The organism is Cupriavidus sp. GW822-FHT03E04, from assembly GCF_058801495.1.
In genome coordinates this window covers 237,270-257,844 of sequence record NZ_JBXANI010000002.1, presented here as the reverse complement: position 1 = coordinate 257,844, position 20,575 = coordinate 237,270, and the positions used below count along the sequence as shown (strand labels likewise).

Below are 20,575 nucleotides of genomic sequence, written 5' to 3'. Positions count from 1 at the left end.
CGGGCTGGCACGCTTCTCGCCTATGGAGCACGACAGGAGCGACGCAGAACAAACATGGTGCGGACCGTTTTCAGCAATCGACAGCACACGCCGCGCTCCTGACGGGTCACTGGATCTGAATGGGAGATACCGTATGGCAAGTGCAGACCGCATCGTCGAGCTGTCTCACCACGTTGGGTTGATCGCGGACAACAAGATCTCCAGCATTGCGGAGATCAACCGGGAAACGAAGTTCCTCGCCCTGAACGCCTTGATCGAGGCGGCACGCGCCGGCGATGCGGGCCGCGGCTTCAGCGTCGTGGCGAACCAGGTCAAGCAGGTCTCCGAGCGCATCTCCGGCATCACCGGCGAGCTCACCACGGAGCTGGGCGGCTCCATCGCCGAGCTCACCCAGCTCGGTGACGCCATGATCCGGCAGATGCGCGGCCACCAGGGCCAGCGCCTGGCCGACATGGCGCTGAACATGATCGACGTGGTCGACCGCAACCTGTACGAGCGCTCCTGCGACGTGCGCTGGTGGGCCACCGATGCCGCCATCGTGGACGCGGTGAGCCACCCCGGCCGTGCCAGCGCCAGCCATGCGAGCGAGCGCCTCGGCGTCATCCTCAACAGCTACACCGTCTACCTCGACCTGTGGGTGATCGACGCGCAAGGACGCGTCGTTGCCAATGGCCGCCCGCACGCCTATCCCGGCGTGGCAGGGCGCAATGTCTCGGGTGTGGAGTGGTTCCAGCGCGCGATGGCTACGGGCTCTGGCGACGACTATGTCGCGCACGATGTCGCGGTATCGCGCTTTCTCGACAACGCCAGCGTGGCCACCTACGCCACCGCCATCCGCGAAGGCGGCCGCGCCACCGGCGAACCCGCCGGCGTGCTCGCCATCTTCTTCAACTGGGCGCCGCAGGCGCAGGCGGTGGTCAAGGGCGTACGCCTGTCCCCGGAAGACTGGCAGCGCACGCGCTGCCTGCTGGTGGACGCGAAGCACCGCGTCATCGCCGCGTCGGATGGCATGGGCTTGCTGGCCGAGACCTTCCCGCTGAAGGACGACAACCACCCCACCGGCTGGTACGAGGCGCCAGACGGCGCGCTGGTGGCGTTTGCCCGCACGCCGGGTTACGAGACCTATCCGGGGCTGGGCTGGTATGGCGTGATCGTCCAGCATCCGGCCGGCGGCAGGCATGCGGCAGGACACGCTTGATGCGCTGATATGGCAGCCCCACGGGTGCGCCTGGCACCACGTTGGGTTGCTGCAATGTGGCGCATGGGCACTACTGCGGTGCATGAAATCGAACACCGATATCGCCACTGGCCGCTGCGCGCAGGTGCAGGTGCAGGTGCAGGTGCAGGCTCAGGCCAGCTTTTTTCGCCCGCCCAGGTCTGGCAGGAAAATGGCCAGCAGCCCCAGCAACGGCAGGAAGGCGCACAGTTGGTAGACCGATTGGATGCCGTGCGCATCGGCCAGCTTGCCCAGCACCGCGGCGCCGATGCCGCCCATGCCGAAGGCAAAGCCGAAAAACAAGCCCGACACCATGCCCACCTTGCCCGGAATCAGCTCCTGCGCAAACACCAGGATGGCCGAGAACGCCGAGGCCAGGATAAAGCCGATGATGAACGACAGCACGCCAGTCCAGAACAGGTTGGCATGCGGCAGCATCAGCGTGAACGGCGCCACGCCCAGGATCGACGCCCAGATCACGCGCTTGCGGCCGATGCGGTCGCCGATCGGGCCGCCCAGGATGGTGCCGGCCGCCACCGCGAACAGGAACACGAACAGGTAGAGCTGCGAGCTCTGCCGCGTCAGGCCAAAACGCTCCATCAGGTAGAAGGTGTAATACGTGTTCAAGCTCGCCATGTAGAAATACTTGGAGAACACCAGCGCCATCAGCACCACCATGGCCCGCACCACGGTGCTGCGCGGCAGCGGCGCGGCGGCGGCGACAGCCTTGCGCTTGCGTGTGGTGTGCGCCAGTTCACGGCCATACCAGCCGCCGATCCGCCACAGCACGGCAATCGCCAGCAACGCCGCCAGCGAGAACCACGCCACGCTGCTCTGCTGATGCACGATCCACGCCGCCAGCAGCGGCCCGGTCGCGCTGCCCGCGTTGCCGCCAACCTGGAAGATCGACTGTGCCAGCCCGTGCTGCCCGCCCGACGCCATGCGCGCCACGCGCGACGACTCCGGATGGAAGATCGACGACCCGGTGCCCACCAGCGCCGCGGCCACCAGCAGCACGCCATAGGTAGGCGCCACCGACAGCAGCAGCAAGCCGCACAACGTGAACCCCATGCCGATCGACAGCGACTGCGGCTTGGGATGCTTGTCGGTGTACAGGCCCACCACCGGCTGCAGCAGCGAGGCGGTGATCTGGTACGTCAGGGTCAGCAGCCCGATCTGGGTAAAGCTGAGGTTGAAGCCGCCCTTGAGCATCGGATAGATGGCCAGGATCAGCGACTGGATCATGTCGTTGAGGAAGTGCGAAAAACTGATCGCCCCCAGCACCCGGAAGCCGGTCCGCTCGGCGGCCTGCGCGGTAGTGGAAGTCTGGGCCAGCCCTTGCGGCGAGGCGTTCGCGCCGCCGGGCGCGGTTTCGATGCGGCTGCTCATGATGGAAACGGGGGGCTGAAAAGGCAATAGGGGAATCCTGGCGCTCATCCTAAATGGCACGATCCCGCCTGTCCTGCGAGAATAGGGCCAGAACCTTGGAGAAAAGGACATGCCCCGCCTCCCCCGCCCGATCGCACAGCGAAGCGCCGAAAACGCCGAAAGCGCCGCACCCACAGTGCCCTCCTCCCTGCCCGCCTCCCCCCGCGCCGACACCTACTCCAAGTCGCCCGCCTACCTGCAGTACGACCGCAGCGCCATGCCGGTCACCGCCATGGCCGCCGACTACGTGCCCGGCCACGTTACCAAGCCGCACCAGCATCCCAATGCACAACTGGTGCACGCGGTGCATGGCGTGATGGTGGTCGCCACCGCCGAAGGGCAATGGATCGTGCCCCCCACGCGCGGCATGTGGATGCCCGGGGGCATGGTGCACTGGATCCGCATGGTTGGGCACGTGCGCATGCGCACCGCCTACATCCGGCCGGACGCCGCTGACAACCTGCCCACCCGCTGCACCGTGCTGGGCATCACGCCACTGCTGCGCGAGCTCATCCTCGCCGCGATCGATATCCCTTCGCCCTACGCGGAAGCGTCCCGGGACGGGCGGCTGATGCGGTTGTTGCTGGATGAAGTCATGCTGGTGCCGACGTTGCCGTTGCACTTGCCGCGTCCTGCCGATGCGGGATTGCGGGAGATTTGCGACGCGATTGTCGGGGCGCCCGATACAGCGCTGACTTTGGCGCAATGGGGGGACCGGCTGGGAGTGGATCCCAAGACCATTCAGCGGCGCTTTGCTCGGGAGACCGGGATGACGTTCGGGCAGTGGCGGCAGCAGGCACGATTGCTGTCGGCGTTGGAGGGGCTGGCCGCCGGGGCTAAGGTGGTGGATGTGGCGTTGGATCTGGGGTATGAGAGTCCTAGTGCGTTTTCTACTATGTTCAGGAGGCAGTTTGGGGTGCCGCCTAGTGGGTTTTTTCGGTGATTTTTTGGGGGCTCGAGGGGGGAACCGTTGGCTCTTGGTGCCGTGGTTGGGTTTTCCCTGTGCGGCGTTGGCCGTTGAACCCAAAAGCCATACGACATCCCCCTGCGGGGGCTGCCGGTCACTCTTCTTTGCGTCGGCAAAGAAGACTAACGAGAAGAAAGCCGACCCTGCCGGGAGCAGAGCAATAAGGCTGTTCAGCCTCGGTGGTTGTGTCGTACGGCCCGGAGTGTTGGCTGGCCTTTGCCATACCGGCTTTGAGGGCATCGCAAATGCATGATCCAATGGTCACGTGGTGGTGCCCCTGATCGCTTTGCTCGGTGCGCGTTCGACCATCTGCCGATACCGGCGCGGACCATCACGACACATCGCCTGCCAATGGTTTCGTGGTGGGGCGGGCGCGGTGGTCAGGGCCTTGGGCATATCAAACCGGTGCCACCGCGCCCACGACGGAACCGGTGCGCCTGCAACTTCGTGGCCGGCCACGCCGCGAGCGACAGACGGCTTGAAGCAAGTGGTGTCCGCTACCGGGGGCCTCACCACGAATCCCGGAAGCCGGCAGGTTCGTGATCAGTCAATCCGGTACCGGCAGAAGCCTGCAGAACCGCTGGCCATACGACGAAACCAGCACCCTTAGCACCCGCGATTGCTCTGCTCCCGGCAGGGTCGGCTTTCTTCTCGTTAGTCTTCTTTGCCGACGCAAAGAAGAGTGACCGGCAGCCCCCGCAGGGGGATGTCGTATGGCTTTTGGGTCCAAAAACCATCACCGTTCATATAAACACCAGCCAATACAGCAAAAACCAACTGGTCTACCCTTGCCCCCTTTCACGCCTCCAAATACCTCTCCACCAACCTAGCCCAATAAGCCGCCCCAACCGTCAAATTCTCATCATTAAAATCATACCCAGCGTTATGCAGCAAAGGCTGCCCCGCCCCATTTCCCATCCGCACAAAACACCCCGGCCGCTGCTGCAGGAAGTAAGCAAAATCCTCGCTCCCGGCGATCAGCGGGAAATTCGCCACCACCTTGTCGGATCCCACCAGTTCCTCAGCCACCTGGCGGGCGAACTCGGTCTCGCGCTCACTGTTGATCAACACCGGGTAGCCCCGGATGTAATCAATCTCCACGGTCGCGCCATAACCCTCCACATGCGAGGTCACCAGCCGCCGGATACGATCCTCCAGCGTGCGCCGCACATCGGGGCTGAACGAGCGCACGCTCAACTCCAGCTTGGCGCTCTCGGGGATCACATTGGGCGCATGCCCGGCATGCAACGTGCCAATGGTGACCACGGCGGTTTCGTTCGGGTCGATATTGCGCGACACGATGCTCTGCAGCGCCATCACCAGGCTGCCGGCAACCAGGATCGGGTCGATCGACTGGTGCGGGCGGGCCGCGTGGCCGCCCTTGCCGCGGATGGTGATGGCGACCGTATCGCAGGCCGCCATGAAGGGGCCGGCGCGGAACATGAAGGTGCCGGCTTCCACGCCGGGATGGTTGTGCAACCCGAAGATCGCGTCGCAGGGAAAGCGCTCGAACAGGCCGTCGGCGAGCATGCGCTCGGCGCCGCCGCCGGCGCCGATTTCCTCGGCGGGCTGGAAGATCAGGTTGACGGTGCCGTTGAAGTTGCGTGTGCGGGCCAGCTGGCGCGCCGCGCCGAGCAGCACGGTGGTGTGGCCGTCGTGGCCGCAGGCGTGCATCTTGCCGGCGTGGATGCTGGCGTACGCCAAGCCGGTGCGCTCATGAATGGGCAGCGCGTCCATGTCGGCGCGCACGCCGATGCTGCGCGGACCGTCGCCCTGGCGCAGCGTGCCGACCACGCCGGTGCCGCCAACGCTGCGCGTCACCGCGTAGCCCCAGCCTTCAAGCTGAGTGGCGACCAGCTCGGCGGTGCGCACTTCGTCGAAGGCGAGCTCGGGGTGCTGGTGGATGCTGTGGCGGATGGCTTCCAGCTCGGCGCGGCTGTCGACGGTGTCGGCCAGTTCACAGAATCGTGAAGCGCGGGAAGCGCGGGAAGCGAAGGTAGCGGAGGTAGCGGAGGCGGCGGCGGCGGGTCGGGTCGCGTGCGAGTCGGCAAGAAGTGACTCGATCAGTTCGGGGGCGTGTTCTGACATGGCAGTACTCTTTTTCTCGATGCCCCTTTGCGAGGCGTAGGGCGTATAGAAAACAGTATTTCACGCTGGGCGCAGAGCGCAAACGGTTTAACCCTTTGTAGCGAAATCAGGGTAACAACTGTTGCGAACGGGGAACGTTCTCGCGTTCGTTGGGATCATGGGGAGATTTGCGGCCGTGGAGGCAGGTGTCGATAGCGGTACAGGCGGCAGGCACGACGCTGGATCTGCGTTGTCGTGCTCCCCTCTCCCGCGCGCGGGAGAGGGGTTGGGGGAGAGAGCGGGCGCTCGATACGCCGGCGTGCTGGAAAACACCACGGGCTTCGCTTTGCGTGGCTCCTAGCTAAGCCACCCCTCTCCCCAGCCCTCTCCCCATGAGGGGAGAGGGAGCGACAGCCGTCGTCATGGCGCGCGGTTTTGCCCGCCCCTACGCGTAGGCCACCACCGTCTGGCCCTGCTCGCCCAGGCCGTCGATGCCCAGGCGCATGGTGTCGCCCGCCTTGAGGAAGCGCGGCGGCTTGAAGCCCATGCCCACGCCCGGCGGCGTGCCGGTGCAGATCAGGTCGCCGGGGTGCAGCGTCATGAAGCGGCTGACGTAGCTCACCAGCGTGGCCACATCGAACACCATGGTGGCGGTGCTGCCCTTCTGCACGCGCTGGCCGTTGACGTCCAGCCACAAGCCCAGCGCCTGCGGGTCGGCCACTTCGTCGCGCGTGACCAGCCACGGGCCGACCGGGCAGAAGGTGTCGCAGCCCTTGCCCTTGTCCCAGGTGCCGCCGCGCTCGATCTGGAATTCGCGCTCGGAGACGTCGTTCACCACGCAATAGCCGGCCACGTGCGAGAGCGCATCGGCGAGCGCGACGTTGCGTGCCACTTTGCCGATCACCACGCCAAGCTCCACTTCCCAGTCGGTCTTCTCGGAGCCGCGCGGCAGCATCACCGCGTCGTTGGGCCCGTTGAGCGAGCTGTTGGCTTTCAGGAAGACGATGGGCTCGGCCGGCAACGCCATGCCCGCCTCGGCGGCGTGGTCGGCGTAGTTCAGGCCGATCGCCACGATCTTGCCGATGCCGGTCCAGGGCACGCCGAAGCGCTCGGCCTGCACCACCGGCAGCGTGGCCGGGTCCAGCTTGGCCAGGCGCGCCAGCGCTTCGGCCGACAACGCCTGCGGCCCGAGGCCGTCCAGCACGCCGGACAGGTCGCGCACGCGGCCTTCGGCATCGATCAGACCCGGGCGTTCCGCGCCCGGCTTACCCACACGTACTAGTTTCATCGTTTCCCCTTGGCTTCGGTGGCGATGTGGCCGGCGGGCTCGGAAAGGGTCCGCGCGACCACGGTCAGGACTTCTTTTGCAGTGTTCTCGGAATGCTGGCGCAGCACCTGCGCCAGCCGCGGCCGGCCCGGTTCGCGCAGCGCGGCCATGATGGCCTCGTGCTCCTCGTGCGACTCCTGCCAGCGCAGCATATCCGCATTGGCGGCGCCGCGCGCGCGGTGGACCTTGCTCATCAGCATGGCGTAGATGCCAGCCAGCACGAGGTTGGCCGCGCCGTCGATGATCAGCTGGTGGATTTCCTGGTTGGTGCGGAAGTACTCGGTGCGCCGCCCCGCCGCGTGAGCCTCCAGCATGGCCTGGTGCTTGCGTTCCAGCCGCGCCATGGCCACCTCGGACAGGCGCGCCGCCGCGAGTTCGCCGGCGGTGGCCTCCAGCCCGTGCAGCGTCTCGAAGGTGGAGCGCAGCTCATCCAGATCGAGCGGGGCCACGCGGTAGCCGATGTACTGCCGATGCAGCACCAGGCCTTCGGACACCAGCACCTTGAGCGCCTCGCGCAGCGGCGTCTTGGAGACGTCGAACATCTCGCAAAAGGCGCGCTCGTCGATGCGCGCGCCGGGGGGCAGCTCGCCCTCCTCGATCATGGTGCGCAGCCGCGCGGCGATTTCGGCCGACATGCCGAGGGTGCGCAGGCGGGTGGATTTAGGAAGGGTTTGAGTCACAGACATCACCGAGATGGGGAACATGCACCACAAGAAGGCTAACACATCCCAAAATTGTGCGTTCGCATAACAATAAAATCAACGACTTACGAGAGTTGTAATTACAGATTACGTATCCTATACTCCGTCCCAGTTGCGCGACACACAACACAAACCGCCTAACATTCCCCCAAAGGAGACAAGCGTCATGCAAACGACAAGCCGGGCTGCAGCGCTAACGGAGACGAAGAGCTCCGTGCGCTGGAAGATTTTCCTGATGATGTTGTTCCTCATCGCCATCAACTACATCGACCGGGCCTCGCTCTCGGTCGCGATGCCGCTGATCGCCAAGGAGTTCGATCTCAGCCCCACCATGCAGGGGCTGATCCTCAGCTCTTTCTTCTGGACCTACGCGGTCATGCAGATTCCCGGCGGCATGCTGGCGGACAAGTACAAGCCGCGCATCGTGATCGCCACCGCCACTGTCTTCTGGGGTGCGTTCCAGGCTCTGGCAGCCGTGTGCACCAGCGCCGGCGCGCTGTTGCTGACCCGGCTCGGGCTGGGCGCGGCCGAGGCGCCGATCTACCCGGCCGGCGGCAAGCTCAATGCGATCTGGATGACGCAGAACGAACGCGGCCGCGGCGCCACCCTGCTGGACGGCGGCGCGCCGCTGGGTGCGGCGCTCGGCGCCATCATCATCACCTGGCTGATCACCGCGCTGGGTTCCTGGCGCCTGGCCTTCGTGGTCGCTGGCGTGGGCACCGTGCTGGCCGGCATGCTGGCGTGGTACTACGTGCGCAACTCGCCGCGCGAGCACCGTGGCGTCAATGAGCTGGAAGCGAGCTATATCGAAGCCGCGCAAGCCAGCGAGCACCGCGCCGAGCCGGCCAACCTGTCGGGCCGCTCGCTCGACTTCCTCAAGTACCGCTCCGTGTGGTGCATGGCGACCGGCTGGATGTGCTTCAACAGCGTCTTCTACGGCCTGCTGACGTGGATGCCCAACTACCTGAACAAGGTGCACGGCTTCGACATCAAGCAGATGGGCGGCGCCAGCTTCATCATCTTCTTCTCGGGCTTTATCGGTGAACTCATCGGCGGCTGGATCGCCGACAAGTGGAAGGCCGCGGGCGGCGCGCCCAACCTGGTGATGCGCACCCTGTTCGGCATCGCCGCCGTGGTGGCTACCGTGTCGATCTTCTCGGTGGCGTACGTGAAGGATCCGGTGGTGGTGGTTGCCCTGCTCTCCTCCACGCTGTTCTTCCTGCGCTGGTGCGGCCTGTACTGGTGCATCCCGTCCATCCTCGGCACCCGCAACAAGGTGGGCGTGCTGGGCGGCATCATGAACCTGGGCGGCAATATCGGCGGCATCACCGTGCCCATCATCGTCGGCATGATCGTGCAGTTCACCGGCTCGTACTTCCTGGCGCTGATGTTCTTTGCCGCCGCCGGCGTGGGCCTGCTGATCTCCTCGACCGCGATCGACTACGAGAAGAAGCTGCCGGTCTGAGCGCAGCGCGACCTCCACAGCTAGCCATACAGTCGCACGCGCCGCGCTGGCACACGCCGGCAGCGGCGCGGCATCTCCTAAAGAGCATTACCCCATGACCAAACGCACCCTCCTCGGCATGCTCACGCCGTCGTCCAATACCGCGCTGGAACCCATCACCAGCGCGATGGTGAGCGGCCTGCCCAATGTCAGCGCGCATTTCTCGCGCTTCACCGTTACCGAGATCTCGCTGCGCGACCAGGCGCTGGGCCAGTTCGATCTCGACAAGATCATCGGCGCCGCCAAATTGCTGGCCGACGCGCGCGTGGACGTGATCGCATGGAACGGCACCTCTTCCGGCTGGCTCGGCTTCGAGAAAGACCAGGCGCTGTGCCGGCAGATCACCGAGGCAACCGGCATTCCCGCCACCACCTCGGTGCTGGCGCTGAACGAAATCCTGGAAAAGACCGGCGCGCACGATTTCGGCCTGGTCACGCCCTATCTCGACGATGTGCAGCAACGCATCGTGCAGAACTACAAGCGCAACGGCTTTAGCTGCACGGCGGAGCGCCACCTCGACCTGCACGTGAACTACAGCTTCGCCGAGGTGGAAGAAGACACCATCCGCCGCATGGTGCGCGAAGTGGCGCAGCACAAGCCGTCTGCCATCACCACGTTCTGCACCAACTTGCGCGCGGCGCACCTGGTGCAAGCGCTGGAAGCCGAGACCGGCATCCCCGTCTACGACACCATCTCCACCGTGGTGTGGAAATCGCTGCGGCTGGCTGGCGTGGATACGCGCGCGCTGCGCGGCTGGGGCCGCTTGTTTGCCGAAGTGGAATGAAGGAGCAGGGCGCATGAACACCGAACTTGATCTTGTCATCCGCAACGCCGAAGTGGTCACCGCCTCAGACCGCTTCACCTGCGACATCGGCGTGCGCGACGGCCGCATCGCCATGCTGGGCCATGACCTGCCGCGCGCCGCGCGCGAGATGGATGCCACCGGCCTGCTGGCGCTGCCGGGCGGCGTGGATGGCCACGTCCACCTGGACCAGCCCATGCCCGACGGCATGCGCATGGCGGATGATTTTTTCACCGGCACGCGCGCTGCCGTGTGCGGTGGCACCACCACGGTGATCCCGTTCGCGGCGCAGGAAAAGGGCGGCTCGCTCAAGGCAGCTGTGGCGGACTACCATCGCCGCGCCGAAGGCCGTGCGGTGGCGGACTACGGCTTCCACCTGATCGTGGCGGACCCCACGCCGGATGTCTTGCAGAATGAATTGCCCGAACTGATTCGCAAGGGCTACACCTCGTTCAAGGTCTACATGACCTACGACGATCTGAAGCTATCCGACCGCGAGATGCTGGACGTGCTCGACGTGGCCAAGCAAAACGATGCGCTGGTGATGGTGCATGCCGAGAACGCGGATTGCATCTCGTGGCTCACTGAAAAACTGGTCGGGGAAGGGCGCATCTCGCCGCGCTTCCACGGCATGGCCCGGCCTGCGCTGGTGGAACGCGAAGCCACGCATCGCGCTATCACCTTTGCCGAGCTGGTCGACGTGCCGATCCTGATCGTGCATGTTTCCGGCAAGGAGGCGATCGAGCAGATTCGCTGGGCACAGGGCAGGGGGCTGCCGATCCTGGCCGAGACCTGCCCGCAGTACCTGTACCTGACTGCCGAGGATATGGGCTTGCCTGGCGATGATGGCTACGAAGGCGCCAAGTGCGTGTGCAGCCCGCCGCCGCGCGATCCGGAGAATCAGGCTGCTGTCTGGCGTGCGCTGACCAATGGCGTGTTCAGCGTGTTTTCCTCGGACCATGCGCCGTTCAACTATGACGATCCGCAAGGCAAGAAGCTGGGCGGCACGGCCCAGCCGTTTGACCACATTCCCAATGGCGTGCCCGGGATCGAGACGCGCTTGCCGCTGTTGTTCAACGGCATCGCGCAAGGCCGGCTTTCGTTGCATCAGTTTGTCGAGCTGACTTCGTACCGGCCGGCGCGGCTCTATGGCCTGTATCCGCGCAAGGGAACCATCGCTGTTGGCGCAGATGCCGATATTGCGTTGTGGGATCCATCGCGGAAGGTGCGGATTGCTAATAGCGATTTGCATCATGCGGTGGATTACACGCCTTATGAGGGGATTGAAGTTACCGGGTGGCCGGTGCATTGCTTCTCGCGGGGGGAGTTGCTGGTGGAGGATGGCAAGTACCTGGAGCCGGCGCCGGGGAGGGGCAAGTTCTTGCCTGCGGGCGCGCCGTCGTTGGTTTGAGGATTGGTGGTTTTGGTTCCGACTTCCGCTGTTTAGCTTCAAAGGCCGAAAGTCAAAGGCAGTTTCACCACCCCTGCGGGGCGGCGGATGGGGCGACACCCCCTCGTCGTCAGCCAAAAAGAGCGGCCGGGGGCCAAACTCACATCGCCTTAAGGCGATGCTCAGACATGGCCCCCTCTTTTCCGCTCTTTTTGGCTGACGACGAGGCGCCCCATACGGCCTGGTACGCCTTGACGGCTCGCTTCGCATCGCGTGGTGGGCGGCCCCTGATGGCCTGTTGGCGTGTCATTTTTTCCGGACGTGATCATGCGTATTCTTGTTGTTAATCCTAATATTTCAGAGAGCGTTACCGAGCTGATTCGCGCGGAGGCTTTGCGTACGGCTTCGCCGGGGACGTCGCTGGCGATGGCGACGGCGCAGTTTGGCGTGGCTTATATCGAGACGCGTTTCGAGGCGCTGGTGGGGGGCTACGCTACGGCTTGCGTGGCGGCGGAGCATCAGGGGCAGTTCGATGGCCTGGTGGTGGCTGCGTTTGGCGATCCTGGGCTGGCGGGGTTGAAGGAGCTGTTCAATGTGCCGGTGGTGGGCATGACAGAGGCGGCGCTGGCCAGCGCCTGCCTGCTTGGGCAGCGTTTTTCCATCATTGCGATTTCGCATCGGATCGAGGCCTGGTATCGCGAGTGCGTGGCGGCTAACGGGCTGACCTCGCGGCTGGCCAGCGTGCGTTCGCTGCAGCAGCCGCTGCGCGATATCGGCAGCGTGCAGGAGGATCATGCGGCGCGGCTGGAGGAACTCAGCCTGAAGGCAGTGCGCGAGGATGGTGCGGACGTGATCATCGTGGCCGGCGCGCCGCTGGCCGGGCTGGCGCGTACGCTCAAGGACCGGATTCCGGTGCCGGTGGTGGATGGCGTGTCCAGCGCGATCCGGCATTGCGAGAGCTTGATTGCGCTGGCGCCCACTGGCGCGGCGCAAGGCAGCTTCGCGCGCCCGCCGCACAAGCCGAATCGCGGCTTGCCGCCGACGCTGGCGGCGATGCTGGACTAAGTTGCGCGGCCGGGCGCAGGCCGTCTCTTATAATCTCCCGGCTTGGCATTTCGATGCGATCTCCGGAGAGAATACCTTGCGACAAGCCCTGTTGATCGTCGACGTTCAGCCCACCTTCTCGCCGCCACAATGGCTGATCGATGGCCTGTTGCCACTGATCGGCCAGATGCCTTCGGTAGCAACCGTGGAGCACCATGACGAAGCGCGCACGCCGTTCATGCGCCAGCTCGGCTGGGCGCCCGGCACGGGCGACCAGTCCCTCATACCGGCGGATCGCGTGTTCGTGAAGCATGGCTACCTGCCGTGCGCCGAGGCAATTGCGTATCTGCGTGAGCTGGCGCCAGAACGTGTGCTTGTTGCCGGCATCCAGACCGAGACCTGCGTGCTGGCAGCGGGCTTCGCGCTGTTCGATGCGGGCCTGCAGCCCACGCTGATCTCCGATCTCACCGTCGGGTCGTCTCTCGATCCTTCCGGTGCGCTGGGCGAGACGCTGTGGCGGCATCATTTCGGCAGCGTGGTGACGCGCGCCGACATCATTGGGCAGGCCTGACGCCACACTCAGGCGGCCACTCGCAAACCCAGTTCGCCCAGGCTTGCGCGCAGCGCTTGCTTGAGCGGCGTGCGCGGCAGCTCGCCCACCAGGGCTTCCAGCGCCGTGCCATCGAGCGCATGTGGCACCTTCCACAAGTAAGCCATCTCGGCCAGCTCGCGCCACATGGGCACCACCGCGCCGCCTGCGCGGATCAGCCACCATGGCATGCCGCCCACGCGCGGTGCGTGCGCCATGCCGCTGGCTTCGGCCAGCGCGCTCACCAGTTCATCGCCCGTTAGCGTATGCCCCGCGAAATGCAGCACGGCATGGCCGCGCAGATCGGCGTGACGGCCTGCCACCGCAACGAAGGCCTGCGCCAGGTCGGGCAGGTAGGCCCAGGCATGCGCGCGGTCGCGCGGGCCGGGATAGACCACCTTGCCTTGATCGAGCGACTTGGCGATCGCCAGGTCCATCCATGCGCCGCGCCCCGGGCCGCCGAAGAAATCGCCCGCGCGCAGGATCACGCTGCGCAGCTCGGGCGCACGCTCGCGCAGGCCGGCCTCGATGGCGTGGCGGATCTCGCCCTTGCGCGCGCTGGGCCGCTCGGCGGTATCGGGGCGCAGCAGCGGCGGCATCGACTCGCCGAAGTTGTAGACGTTGCCGGGATAGAGCAGCAAGGCGTCCAGCGCCTGCGCCACCTCCATGCCGCTGCGCGCCAGTGCTTCGGCGTGCTGCTCCCATTCGGTATAGACCGGGTTGAGCGCGTTCACCACCACGCTGGCGCCGCGCGCGGCGGCGAGCAGTTGCGCGGTGTCGGCCACATCGATAGCCAGGCTGCGCACGTTGTGCGCTGCCGTGCCCGCCAGCGGACGGCGTGCCTGCGCCAGCACCGTCCAGCCGGCCGCCGCGAAGGCATCCACCAGGGTGCGGCCTAGACGGCCGTTGGCGCCAAGTATCAATACGGTGTCGCGCATCATGTTCTCCTGCATCACGTTCTCCTTGCGGTATCGCCTGAAGACCATTGTGGGCAATCCTTCGCTACGCCACAATTGCATGAATATGCAACACGCGAATTCATTTTTGAATATAACGCCAGGCAAGGAGCGATGGAGAAAATGGCCGAAGCATTCGACTGGACGCTGATGCGCTCCTTCCTGGCCGTGATGGAGGCCGGCAGCCTGCTGGGCGCGGCGCGCCAGCTTTCCAGCAGCCAGCCCACGCTGGGGCGCCACGTGGCGCAACTGGAGGCGCAGCTCGGCGTGCCGCTGTTCGAGCGCACCGGCCACGGCCTGCAGCCGACAGAGGCTGCGCGCGCCATCGCCGGGCATGCGCGGGTGATGCAGCAGGGCGCGGACGCGGTCGCGCGCACGCTCGCGCGCGACCAGGCGGGCATTGCGGGGACGGTGCGCATCTCCGCGAGCCGCGCGGTGGCCAGCTACCTGCTGCCGCCGCTGCTGGCAGACCTGCGCCTGCGCGAGCCGCAACTCGCCATCGAAGTGGTGTCGTCCAACGCCGTCAGCAACCTGCTGCGGCGCGAGGCCGATATCGCCATCCGCATGGTGCGGCCGGTGCAGGCATCGTTGATCGCGCGCAAGGTGGCGTCCGTGGCGCTATGTGCCTGCGCCCACGAGGACTACCTGCGGCGCAAGGGCGTGCCGCGCACGGCGCAGGACCTGCCGCGCTTCGACCTGATCGGCTATGACGGCGACGACACGATCCTGCGCGGCTTTCGCGCCATGGGCGTGGAGATCACGCGCGAGGCGTTCGCGGTGCGCAGCGATGACGATATCGTGCTGTGGCAGTCGATCCGCGCCGGCCTGGGCGTGGGCTTTGCGGCGCGCTATATCGCCGCCGGCGATGCGCGCGTGCGCACGGTGCTGCCCGCGCTGTCCATTCCACCACTGCCGGTCTGGCTCACCGTGCACCGGGAAATCCGCGGCAGCGCGCGTATCCGCGCGGTCTACGATTTTCTGGCCAGCGCCATTCCCGCCGCGCTGGCGGCGCCGTGAGCGCACGTTCTCAACGCCCTACGCGTCCAGCCTGACATGCTCCGCCAGGTGGCTGACCACGGTGGCGATACGCCGCAGATGCCGGGACTCCGGATGTGTCAGCAGCCACAGGTCGGTGTCGCACTCGTCCAGCGTGCCGGTGAGCGCCACCAGCTTGCCGCTGCGCCGCCCGATCATCAGCGAAACAATGCCGGCGCCGAGCCCTGCCTCGACGCCTTCCAGCACGCCGGCGATGCTGTTGACGCGGTACTGCGGCACCACGCGCGGCAGGTGCTTGCGGCGCCAGCGCACCGACGGGTGATCGGGCATGGCCTCGTCCGGCGCGATCCACGGCAGTGTGGCCAGCGCGGCAAGGTCGACGGCGCCGCCGTGCCCGGGGATCGCGATGCCGGCCGCCTCCACCAACTCCCGCGCCGCGAACACCGCCACGCGCAAGGGGCCGAGGCACTTGCCGATCAGGTGATCGGGTGGATGGCGCGTGGCGCGCACGGCGATGTCGGCGTCGCGCCGGGTCAGGCTGACCAGCTCATTGGTGGCGATCAGCTCGAAGCTCAGCCCGGGATGCTTGCGCCCGAGCGGCGCCAGTGCCGGCAGCACCATGCCATGCAGCACGGTATCGGTGGTGGTGATGCGCACCAGGCCCGACACCGTGCCGGCCGACACCGAGGCATGCGCGCGCGCCGCCTCCAGCTCGGCCTCGATGCGTTCGGCATGCTGTGCGAACTGCTGGGCAAGTTCGGTCGGCAGGTAGCCCGCGCGGCTGCGCTCGAACAGGCGCCGCCCCAGCCCTTTCTCGATGCGCTGCAGCGCGCGGAACACGGTGGAGGCATCAAGCCCGAGCCGGCGCCCGGCTTCGGCCAGCGTGGCGCAACGCACCAATGCCAGCACCACGTCGAGATCGGGGGAAGAGAGTTGGTAGGGTATGTTCATTGCAGATTTGCAGCCATAGCTTGCGTCAGTGCGCATTGTGATTGCGCTTTCGCAATCCTAGACTGCCTGCACTGCCACCACAAGGCGTGGCGGCAAACCCTGAAAAACCGAACCCAAAACAGCGAGGACTACCCGATGAAGCTCTACTACTCCCCTGGCGCTTGCTCCCTGGCCGTGCATATCGCACTGCGCGAAGCCGGCCTGCCGTTTTCGCTCGCCAAGGTCGACCTGGCCCGGCACAAGCTGAGCGAGCCGGAAAACGGCAGCGACGACTTCTACGCGGTGAGCCCGCGCGGCTACGTGCCGATGCTGCAACTGGACGATGGCTCGCGCCACACCGAAGCCGCATCGCTGCTGCAATACGTGGCGGACCTCGCCCCGGGCAAGGCGCTGCTGCCGGCGGCCGGCACCCAGGCGCGCCTGGAAGCGGTGGGCTGGCTGACGCTGGTCTCCACCGAGCTGCACAAGGTCTTCAGCCCGTGGCTGTGGCACAAGGAAACCGCGCAGAGCACACGCGAGGATTGCCTGGCCAAGGTGGCCCTGCGCTTCGCCGAGCTGGACCGGCACCTGGCCACGCGCGACTACTTGTGCGGCACGCAGTTCACCGTGGCCGACGCCTACTGCTTCGCCGTCGCCAACTGGGCCAATATGCTGCAGATGCCGCTCAACCCTTACCCCGCGCTGCAGGCCTACCTGTCGCGCGTGGCCGCGCGGCCGAAGGTGCACGAGGCGCTGGTGGCCGAGGGGCTGGCGCGCGATTGATCGTGCAACCGGTGCCGGGCGTCAGGCTGCCGTTGTGGTGACGGGCGGCAGCCTGTAGTTGTCCTGGCTAAGCAGGTCCAGCCCGCACTCCAGCGTGGAGACCCAGTCGATGAACTGCGCCACCATCACCTTGCCGCGAAACGACGGGCCGTGCTGCGGCACGATCCACTCGATATCCAGCCCGCGCGCCATGTTGGCCCACAGCCGGCAGGCGCGGTTGCCGCTCATGTAGCGCTGGTGGAAGGGCAGCATGGCGCGGGTGTGCGCGGCAAAATCGCTCACCACCGCGCCGGCTTCCCGCGCGCTGGTCATGGCCGCGCCCAGGTCGCCGGAGAACAGGATCTTGCTGATGGGATCGTAGAACTGGAAGTTGCCCTCCGAGTGCAGGAAATGCGCCGGCACCGCCAGCAACGTGCAGTTGCCCAGCGCGATCGGCATGCCGGCATCGGGGATGGTGACGATGCGCCCTTGCGTCTTGCCCGCCTGGCAGAAATGCGGCAAGAACCGCGCCCAGACGCGCGAGATCAGGATGCGGCTATCGGAGGCGGTCAGCCAGCGCCCGACCGAGGCCACGATATCCGGATCGGCGTGCGACGCCAGCACGTAGTCGAGCTGCTTGGGCGGAAAGTAGCGGCTGATGGCGAGGTACAGCTCGCCGTAGGTCATGTGCCCGCCAGGATCGATCAGCGCGCCGTGGCCGGCGTCGACGATCAGGAACTGGTTGGTCTGCACCACCTCGCCGTGCTCCTCCTCGACCAGGTCCGAAAACAGCAGGCAGGTGTGCCCGCCGGCATCGTATAGCGTGATGGCCATCGTCTGTCTCTCCCCAAAGCGGCGAAAGTAGCGATGGCGGCGCCCCGGCGGCTTGACGCTGGTCAAGAAGCCAGCGAATCGTGCGCCGATGCCATGGGCGCGGCCACGTTGAAGGGCAGGGTGCGCGGCGCCACCTGGGCGCTTGGCGGCTGGCAGGCGGTGTGCCTGGCCGGGATCGGCTTTACCGCGCTCAACCTGGTGGCGCACGGCTTCACGGCTGCGAAGCCGTGCGGTGCCGATGGCAGCTTAGTAGCCTGGTGGCTTAGCGCGCGCCGTCCAGCAATTGCTCGATCTTGCTCACGAACTGCTTGTCGTCGGGCTTGGTCATGCTGTTATAGCTGCCTACCACCTGGCCGTTGCGGTCGATCACGTACTTGTAGAAATTCCACTTGGGCGTGGTGCCGGACTGCTTGGCCAGCAGCGCGTACATGGGATTGGCATCGCTGCCGCGCACGTGCGACTTGCCCAGCATCGGGAATTTCACGCCATAGGTGTTGTAGCAAAAGTCGGCGATCTCCTTGGAGGAGCCCGGCTCCTGCGAAAAGTCGTTCGACGGGAAGCCCAGCACCACCAGCCCGCGTTCGCGGTACTTGGCGTACAGCGCCTCTAGCCCTTCGTATTGCGGGGTAAAGCCGCAATAGCTGGCGGTATTGACCACCACCACGACCTTGCCGGCGTACTGGCAGAGGTTTTGCGGCGCTTCGTCCTGCAGGCGGGGGAACTTGAAGTTGAGCGAGGCCGGGCAGGCGCCAGCCGGCTTGGCGGCGGTGGCTGCCGGGGTATCGGCGGCTTGCGCAAGACGCGGCGCGGCGACAACAGCGGCGGCAGCGGCCAGGACCAACGCGCCGGACAAGGCGATGCGTTGCAGGGCGCGTGAGCGCTGTTCGGGAAGGCTGCGCATGTAGGAAACTCCGGAGATGGTCTGTCCGTAGTTTACGCCGTTGGGCGTGAAATGGATGCGCAAGCCTCCTCCCGCTTACTCCATGGCCAGCGTGGCCGCGTGCTCGGTCACGCTGCTGCGCAACTCCACGTCCGGCATGCGGCGCACGATCACCAGCGCCAGCAGGGCGGCCACGGTGCCCACGGCAAAAATCAACCGGAAGCCCGACTCCACGCCGCCCGTCAGCACGTCCCGCACTGCGGGAGAGAGATGGGCCAGCGCCTCGCTGCCGTGGCGCAGCGCGCCCAGGTCCAGCGCCTGCGTCACGCCGGAAGCGTGCAGGGCATGGCGGAATTCCAGCGTCAGCAAGGTGCCGGCCAGCGCGCCGCCAAAGGCGCTGCCAAGCGAGCGCAGCACCAGCAGCGCGCCGGTGCCGGCGCCGGTATCGCGGCGCTCCAGCACGTTCTGCACCGTCATCAAGGTGCCGACCATGGTCATGCCCAGCCCCACGCCGGCCACCATCATGGCCAGCAACACCAGCGCCAGCGGCGTGGACGGCGAAACCGCCACGAGCGCCAGCAAGCCCAGCGCCGCGGCAATGAATCCGCCGGTCAGGATGCCGCGCATCCGCCCCAGGCGCGGCGCCAGCCCGGCCACGATGAAATTGCCCGCCACGGTGGAAAGCAGGAACGGCACCACCAGCAAGCCGGACTCCGACGCATCGGCGCCGCGCACCAGCTGGAAATGCAGCGGCAGCGCGAAGATGCACAAGAAGATATTCAGCGCAGCCATCGCGGACGCCGCCACGCCCAGCACATAAGCGCGGTTGCGGAACAGCCGCGGCGGCAGCATCGGGTCGCCCGCGCGGCGCTCCTGCCAGACCAGCGCGGTCACCGCCACCAAGGCCAGCAGCGCCAGGCCAGCGATCTCCGGCGAGATCCATTCGTAGACATCGCCCCCCCAGCTCATCGCCAGCAGGAAGGCCACAATGGAAACCGTCAGCAGCAGCGCGCCGCCCCAGTCCACCCGCGCCGAGCCGCCACGCACCTGCAACTGGCTCAAGCCCCGATAGCACATGAACATGGCCAGCAGCCCCAGCGGCACATTGATCCAGAACAGCCAGCGCCACGACAGATGATCTGAAGTCCAGCCCCCCACCAGCGGGCCGGCAATGGAAGCCACCGCCCACACGGTCGCCAGGTAACCCTGGTAACGCCCACGCTGGCGCGGCGCCACCACATCCGCAATCGCCGCCTGCGCCAGCGACATCAAGCCGCCACCGCCAATGCCTTGCAGCGCGCGGAACAGGATCAGTTGCTCCAGCGTAGCCGCCATCGCGCACGCCACCGAGGCCAGGATGAACAGCGCGATCGCCAGCATCAGCAGCCGGCGCCGGCCATAGGTATCCGACAACTTGCCGTACAAGGGCGTGGAAACGGTGGAAGTGATCAGGTAGGCCGTCACGATCCACGACAAATGGCCAAACCCGTTCAGGTCATTGGCAATCGCCGGCACCGCCGGAATCACCACGGTCTGGTCCAGCGCGGACAGCAAGATGCAAAGGATGATCCCGCCGATCACGCGCATGATGGCCTGGTGGCTCAGGGCAGGGGTAGCAACCGCAGAAGAAGCAGATGAAGCAGAAGTGGAGGAAGACATCGGAGGCAGCAGGGCGCGTAGTCATAAGCAACCAACGTTGCGCCCAACCGCCAACAAACCACCTCGTTTGTCAGCCTATATCGGGGAACATGGCCACAAAATTGAAATCAACCGATTGGACGCGTACCCAGCGCTGCGCGAATCGAGAACTGCCACGAGCTGGCAGATGCCGCCTGCACGGCCCGGGCGGGCCTAATTCAGTGAATGCATAATTATATGCGGATACCAAATATGGAGTGCGGCACTAAGTTGGTTTCTGATGCGGCGCAAACGCGCCTTTTGCCTGAACGTGCGTACTTCTGTTCAGTACGAGCGGCCATCTGCCGGCAAGCCGACACGAAGCAAAATACGGAATTTTGTGGTTTTTTTGTTGCCGGCAGGGACGGGAGCGTACCCAATACAGCGGGGCCAGATTGGGCTGGCCCCCAACAAGCCACCCGTCACACGCAGCGAAGCGAGACGTGAAGATGTGCCAAGACCGTATGGGGCGCCTTCCTGGCCTGCCCTTTTGGGAGACAGGAAA

18 protein-coding genes are annotated in these 20,575 nt (G+C 66.0%); 9 read left to right on the top strand and 9 right to left on the bottom strand.

Features of this window, described 5'->3' with window-relative positions:
• Positions 1-133: 133 nt before the first annotated feature.
• Positions 134-1,198: a cache domain-containing protein gene (locus tag AC1RQC_RS03225; RefSeq protein ID WP_492376205.1), complete on the top strand. Its 1,065-nt coding sequence runs from the start codon at positions 134-136 to the stop codon at positions 1,196-1,198.
• 150 nt (positions 1,199-1,348) lie between these two features.
• Here AC1RQC_RS03225 and AC1RQC_RS03220 read toward each other — a convergent pair whose 3' ends face one another.
• The gene (locus AC1RQC_RS03220; protein WP_492376204.1) at positions 1,349-2,605 is read right to left on the bottom strand and encodes an MFS transporter; all 1,257 of its coding nucleotides are present in this window, start codon (positions 2,603-2,605) and stop codon (positions 1,349-1,351) included.
• Between the two features lie 109 nt (positions 2,606-2,714).
• Between AC1RQC_RS03220 and AC1RQC_RS03215 the strand changes: the two genes are divergently transcribed.
• Positions 2,715-3,587, top strand: coding sequence for an AraC family transcriptional regulator (locus AC1RQC_RS03215; protein ID WP_492387267.1), 873 nt, complete (start codon positions 2,715-2,717; stop codon positions 3,585-3,587).
• Between the two features lie 822 nt (positions 3,588-4,409).
• Here the strand turns inward: AC1RQC_RS03215 and AC1RQC_RS03210 are convergent.
• The 3 genes from AC1RQC_RS03210 to AC1RQC_RS03200 all read right to left on the bottom strand — a co-directional run bounded on the left by AC1RQC_RS03210 (position 4,410) and on the right by AC1RQC_RS03200 (position 7,691).
• Positions 4,410-5,699, bottom strand: coding sequence for a M20 aminoacylase family protein (locus AC1RQC_RS03210; protein ID WP_492882446.1), 1,290 nt, complete (start codon positions 5,697-5,699; stop codon positions 4,410-4,412).
• A gap of 424 nt (positions 5,700-6,123) precedes the next feature.
• Positions 6,124-6,966, bottom strand: coding sequence for a fumarylacetoacetate hydrolase family protein (locus AC1RQC_RS03205; RefSeq protein ID WP_492833171.1), 843 nt, complete (start codon positions 6,964-6,966; stop codon positions 6,124-6,126).
• A complete protein-coding gene (locus AC1RQC_RS03200) occupies positions 6,963-7,691 on the bottom strand; it encodes a GntR family transcriptional regulator (RefSeq protein ID WP_492376704.1) in 729 nt (242 codons plus the stop codon). Before AC1RQC_RS03200 ends, AC1RQC_RS03205 begins: the two co-directional genes overlap by 4 nt.
• 181 nt (positions 7,692-7,872) lie before the next feature.
• Here AC1RQC_RS03200 and AC1RQC_RS03195 point away from each other — a divergent pair, with 181 nt between their 5' ends.
• From AC1RQC_RS03195 to AC1RQC_RS03175, 5 genes are all read left to right on the top strand, one after another.
• Positions 7,873-9,171, top strand: a complete 1,299-nt coding sequence (locus AC1RQC_RS03195; protein ID WP_183035833.1) for an MFS transporter — start codon at positions 7,873-7,875, stop codon at positions 9,169-9,171.
• Between the two features lie 94 nt (positions 9,172-9,265).
• The gene (locus AC1RQC_RS03190) at positions 9,266-9,994 is read left to right on the top strand and encodes a maleate cis-trans isomerase family protein (protein ID WP_416050134.1); all 729 of its coding nucleotides are present in this window, start codon (positions 9,266-9,268) and stop codon (positions 9,992-9,994) included.
• Positions 9,995-10,007: 13 nt separating this feature from the next.
• The gene (gene hydA, locus AC1RQC_RS03185) at positions 10,008-11,423 is read left to right on the top strand and encodes a dihydropyrimidinase (RefSeq protein WP_492882445.1); all 1,416 of its coding nucleotides are present in this window, start codon (positions 10,008-10,010) and stop codon (positions 11,421-11,423) included.
• A 306-nt stretch (positions 11,424-11,729) separates the two neighbouring features.
• A complete protein-coding gene (locus AC1RQC_RS03180; RefSeq protein ID WP_492882444.1) occupies positions 11,730-12,467 on the top strand; it encodes an aspartate/glutamate racemase family protein in 738 nt (245 codons plus the stop codon).
• A 76-nt stretch (positions 12,468-12,543) separates the two neighbouring features.
• Positions 12,544-13,017 carry an isochorismatase family protein gene (locus AC1RQC_RS03175; protein WP_150985420.1) on the top strand — a complete coding sequence of 158 codons (474 nt, stop codon included), beginning with the start codon at positions 12,544-12,546 and terminating at the stop codon, positions 13,015-13,017.
• An 8-nt stretch (positions 13,018-13,025) separates the two neighbouring features.
• Here the strand turns inward: AC1RQC_RS03175 and AC1RQC_RS03170 are convergent, their stop codons facing one another.
• Entirely contained in the window at positions 13,026-14,021 is a 996-nt protein-coding gene (locus AC1RQC_RS03170) for an NmrA family NAD(P)-binding protein (protein ID WP_492882443.1), read from the bottom strand.
• Between the two features lie 93 nt (positions 14,022-14,114).
• On the opposite strand from AC1RQC_RS03170, the gene AC1RQC_RS03165 reads away from it, so the two are divergent.
• The gene (locus tag AC1RQC_RS03165; protein ID WP_492375474.1) at positions 14,115-15,008 is read left to right on the top strand and encodes a LysR family transcriptional regulator; all 894 of its coding nucleotides are present in this window, start codon (positions 14,115-14,117) and stop codon (positions 15,006-15,008) included.
• 18 nt (positions 15,009-15,026) lie between these two features.
• Here the strand turns inward: AC1RQC_RS03165 and AC1RQC_RS03160 are convergent, their stop codons facing one another.
• Complete coding sequence (locus AC1RQC_RS03160) at positions 15,027-15,938, bottom strand: LysR family transcriptional regulator (RefSeq protein WP_492375475.1); 912 nt, start codon at positions 15,936-15,938, stop codon at positions 15,027-15,029.
• 135 nt (positions 15,939-16,073) lie between these two features.
• Between AC1RQC_RS03160 and gstA the strand changes: the two genes are divergently transcribed.
• Positions 16,074-16,700, top strand: a complete 627-nt coding sequence (gstA, locus tag AC1RQC_RS03155) for a glutathione transferase GstA (RefSeq protein ID WP_492809305.1) — start codon at positions 16,074-16,076, stop codon at positions 16,698-16,700.
• A 21-nt stretch (positions 16,701-16,721) separates the two neighbouring features.
• Here the strand turns inward: gstA and AC1RQC_RS03150 are convergent, their stop codons facing one another.
• The 3 genes from AC1RQC_RS03150 to AC1RQC_RS03140 all read right to left on the bottom strand — a co-directional run bounded on the left by AC1RQC_RS03150 (position 16,722) and on the right by AC1RQC_RS03140 (position 19,980).
• Positions 16,722-17,513, bottom strand: a complete 792-nt coding sequence (locus tag AC1RQC_RS03150) for an oxygen-binding di-iron domain-containing protein (protein ID WP_492375477.1) — start codon at positions 17,511-17,513, stop codon at positions 16,722-16,724.
• Positions 17,514-17,775: 262 nt separating this feature from the next.
• Positions 17,776-18,414: a glutathione peroxidase gene (locus AC1RQC_RS03145; RefSeq protein WP_441639140.1), complete on the bottom strand. Its 639-nt coding sequence runs from the start codon at positions 18,412-18,414 to the stop codon at positions 17,776-17,778.
• A 75-nt stretch (positions 18,415-18,489) separates the two neighbouring features.
• Positions 18,490-19,980, bottom strand: coding sequence for an MDR family MFS transporter (locus AC1RQC_RS03140; protein ID WP_492882442.1), 1,491 nt, complete (start codon positions 19,978-19,980; stop codon positions 18,490-18,492).
• Positions 19,981-20,575: the final 595 nt, after the last annotated feature.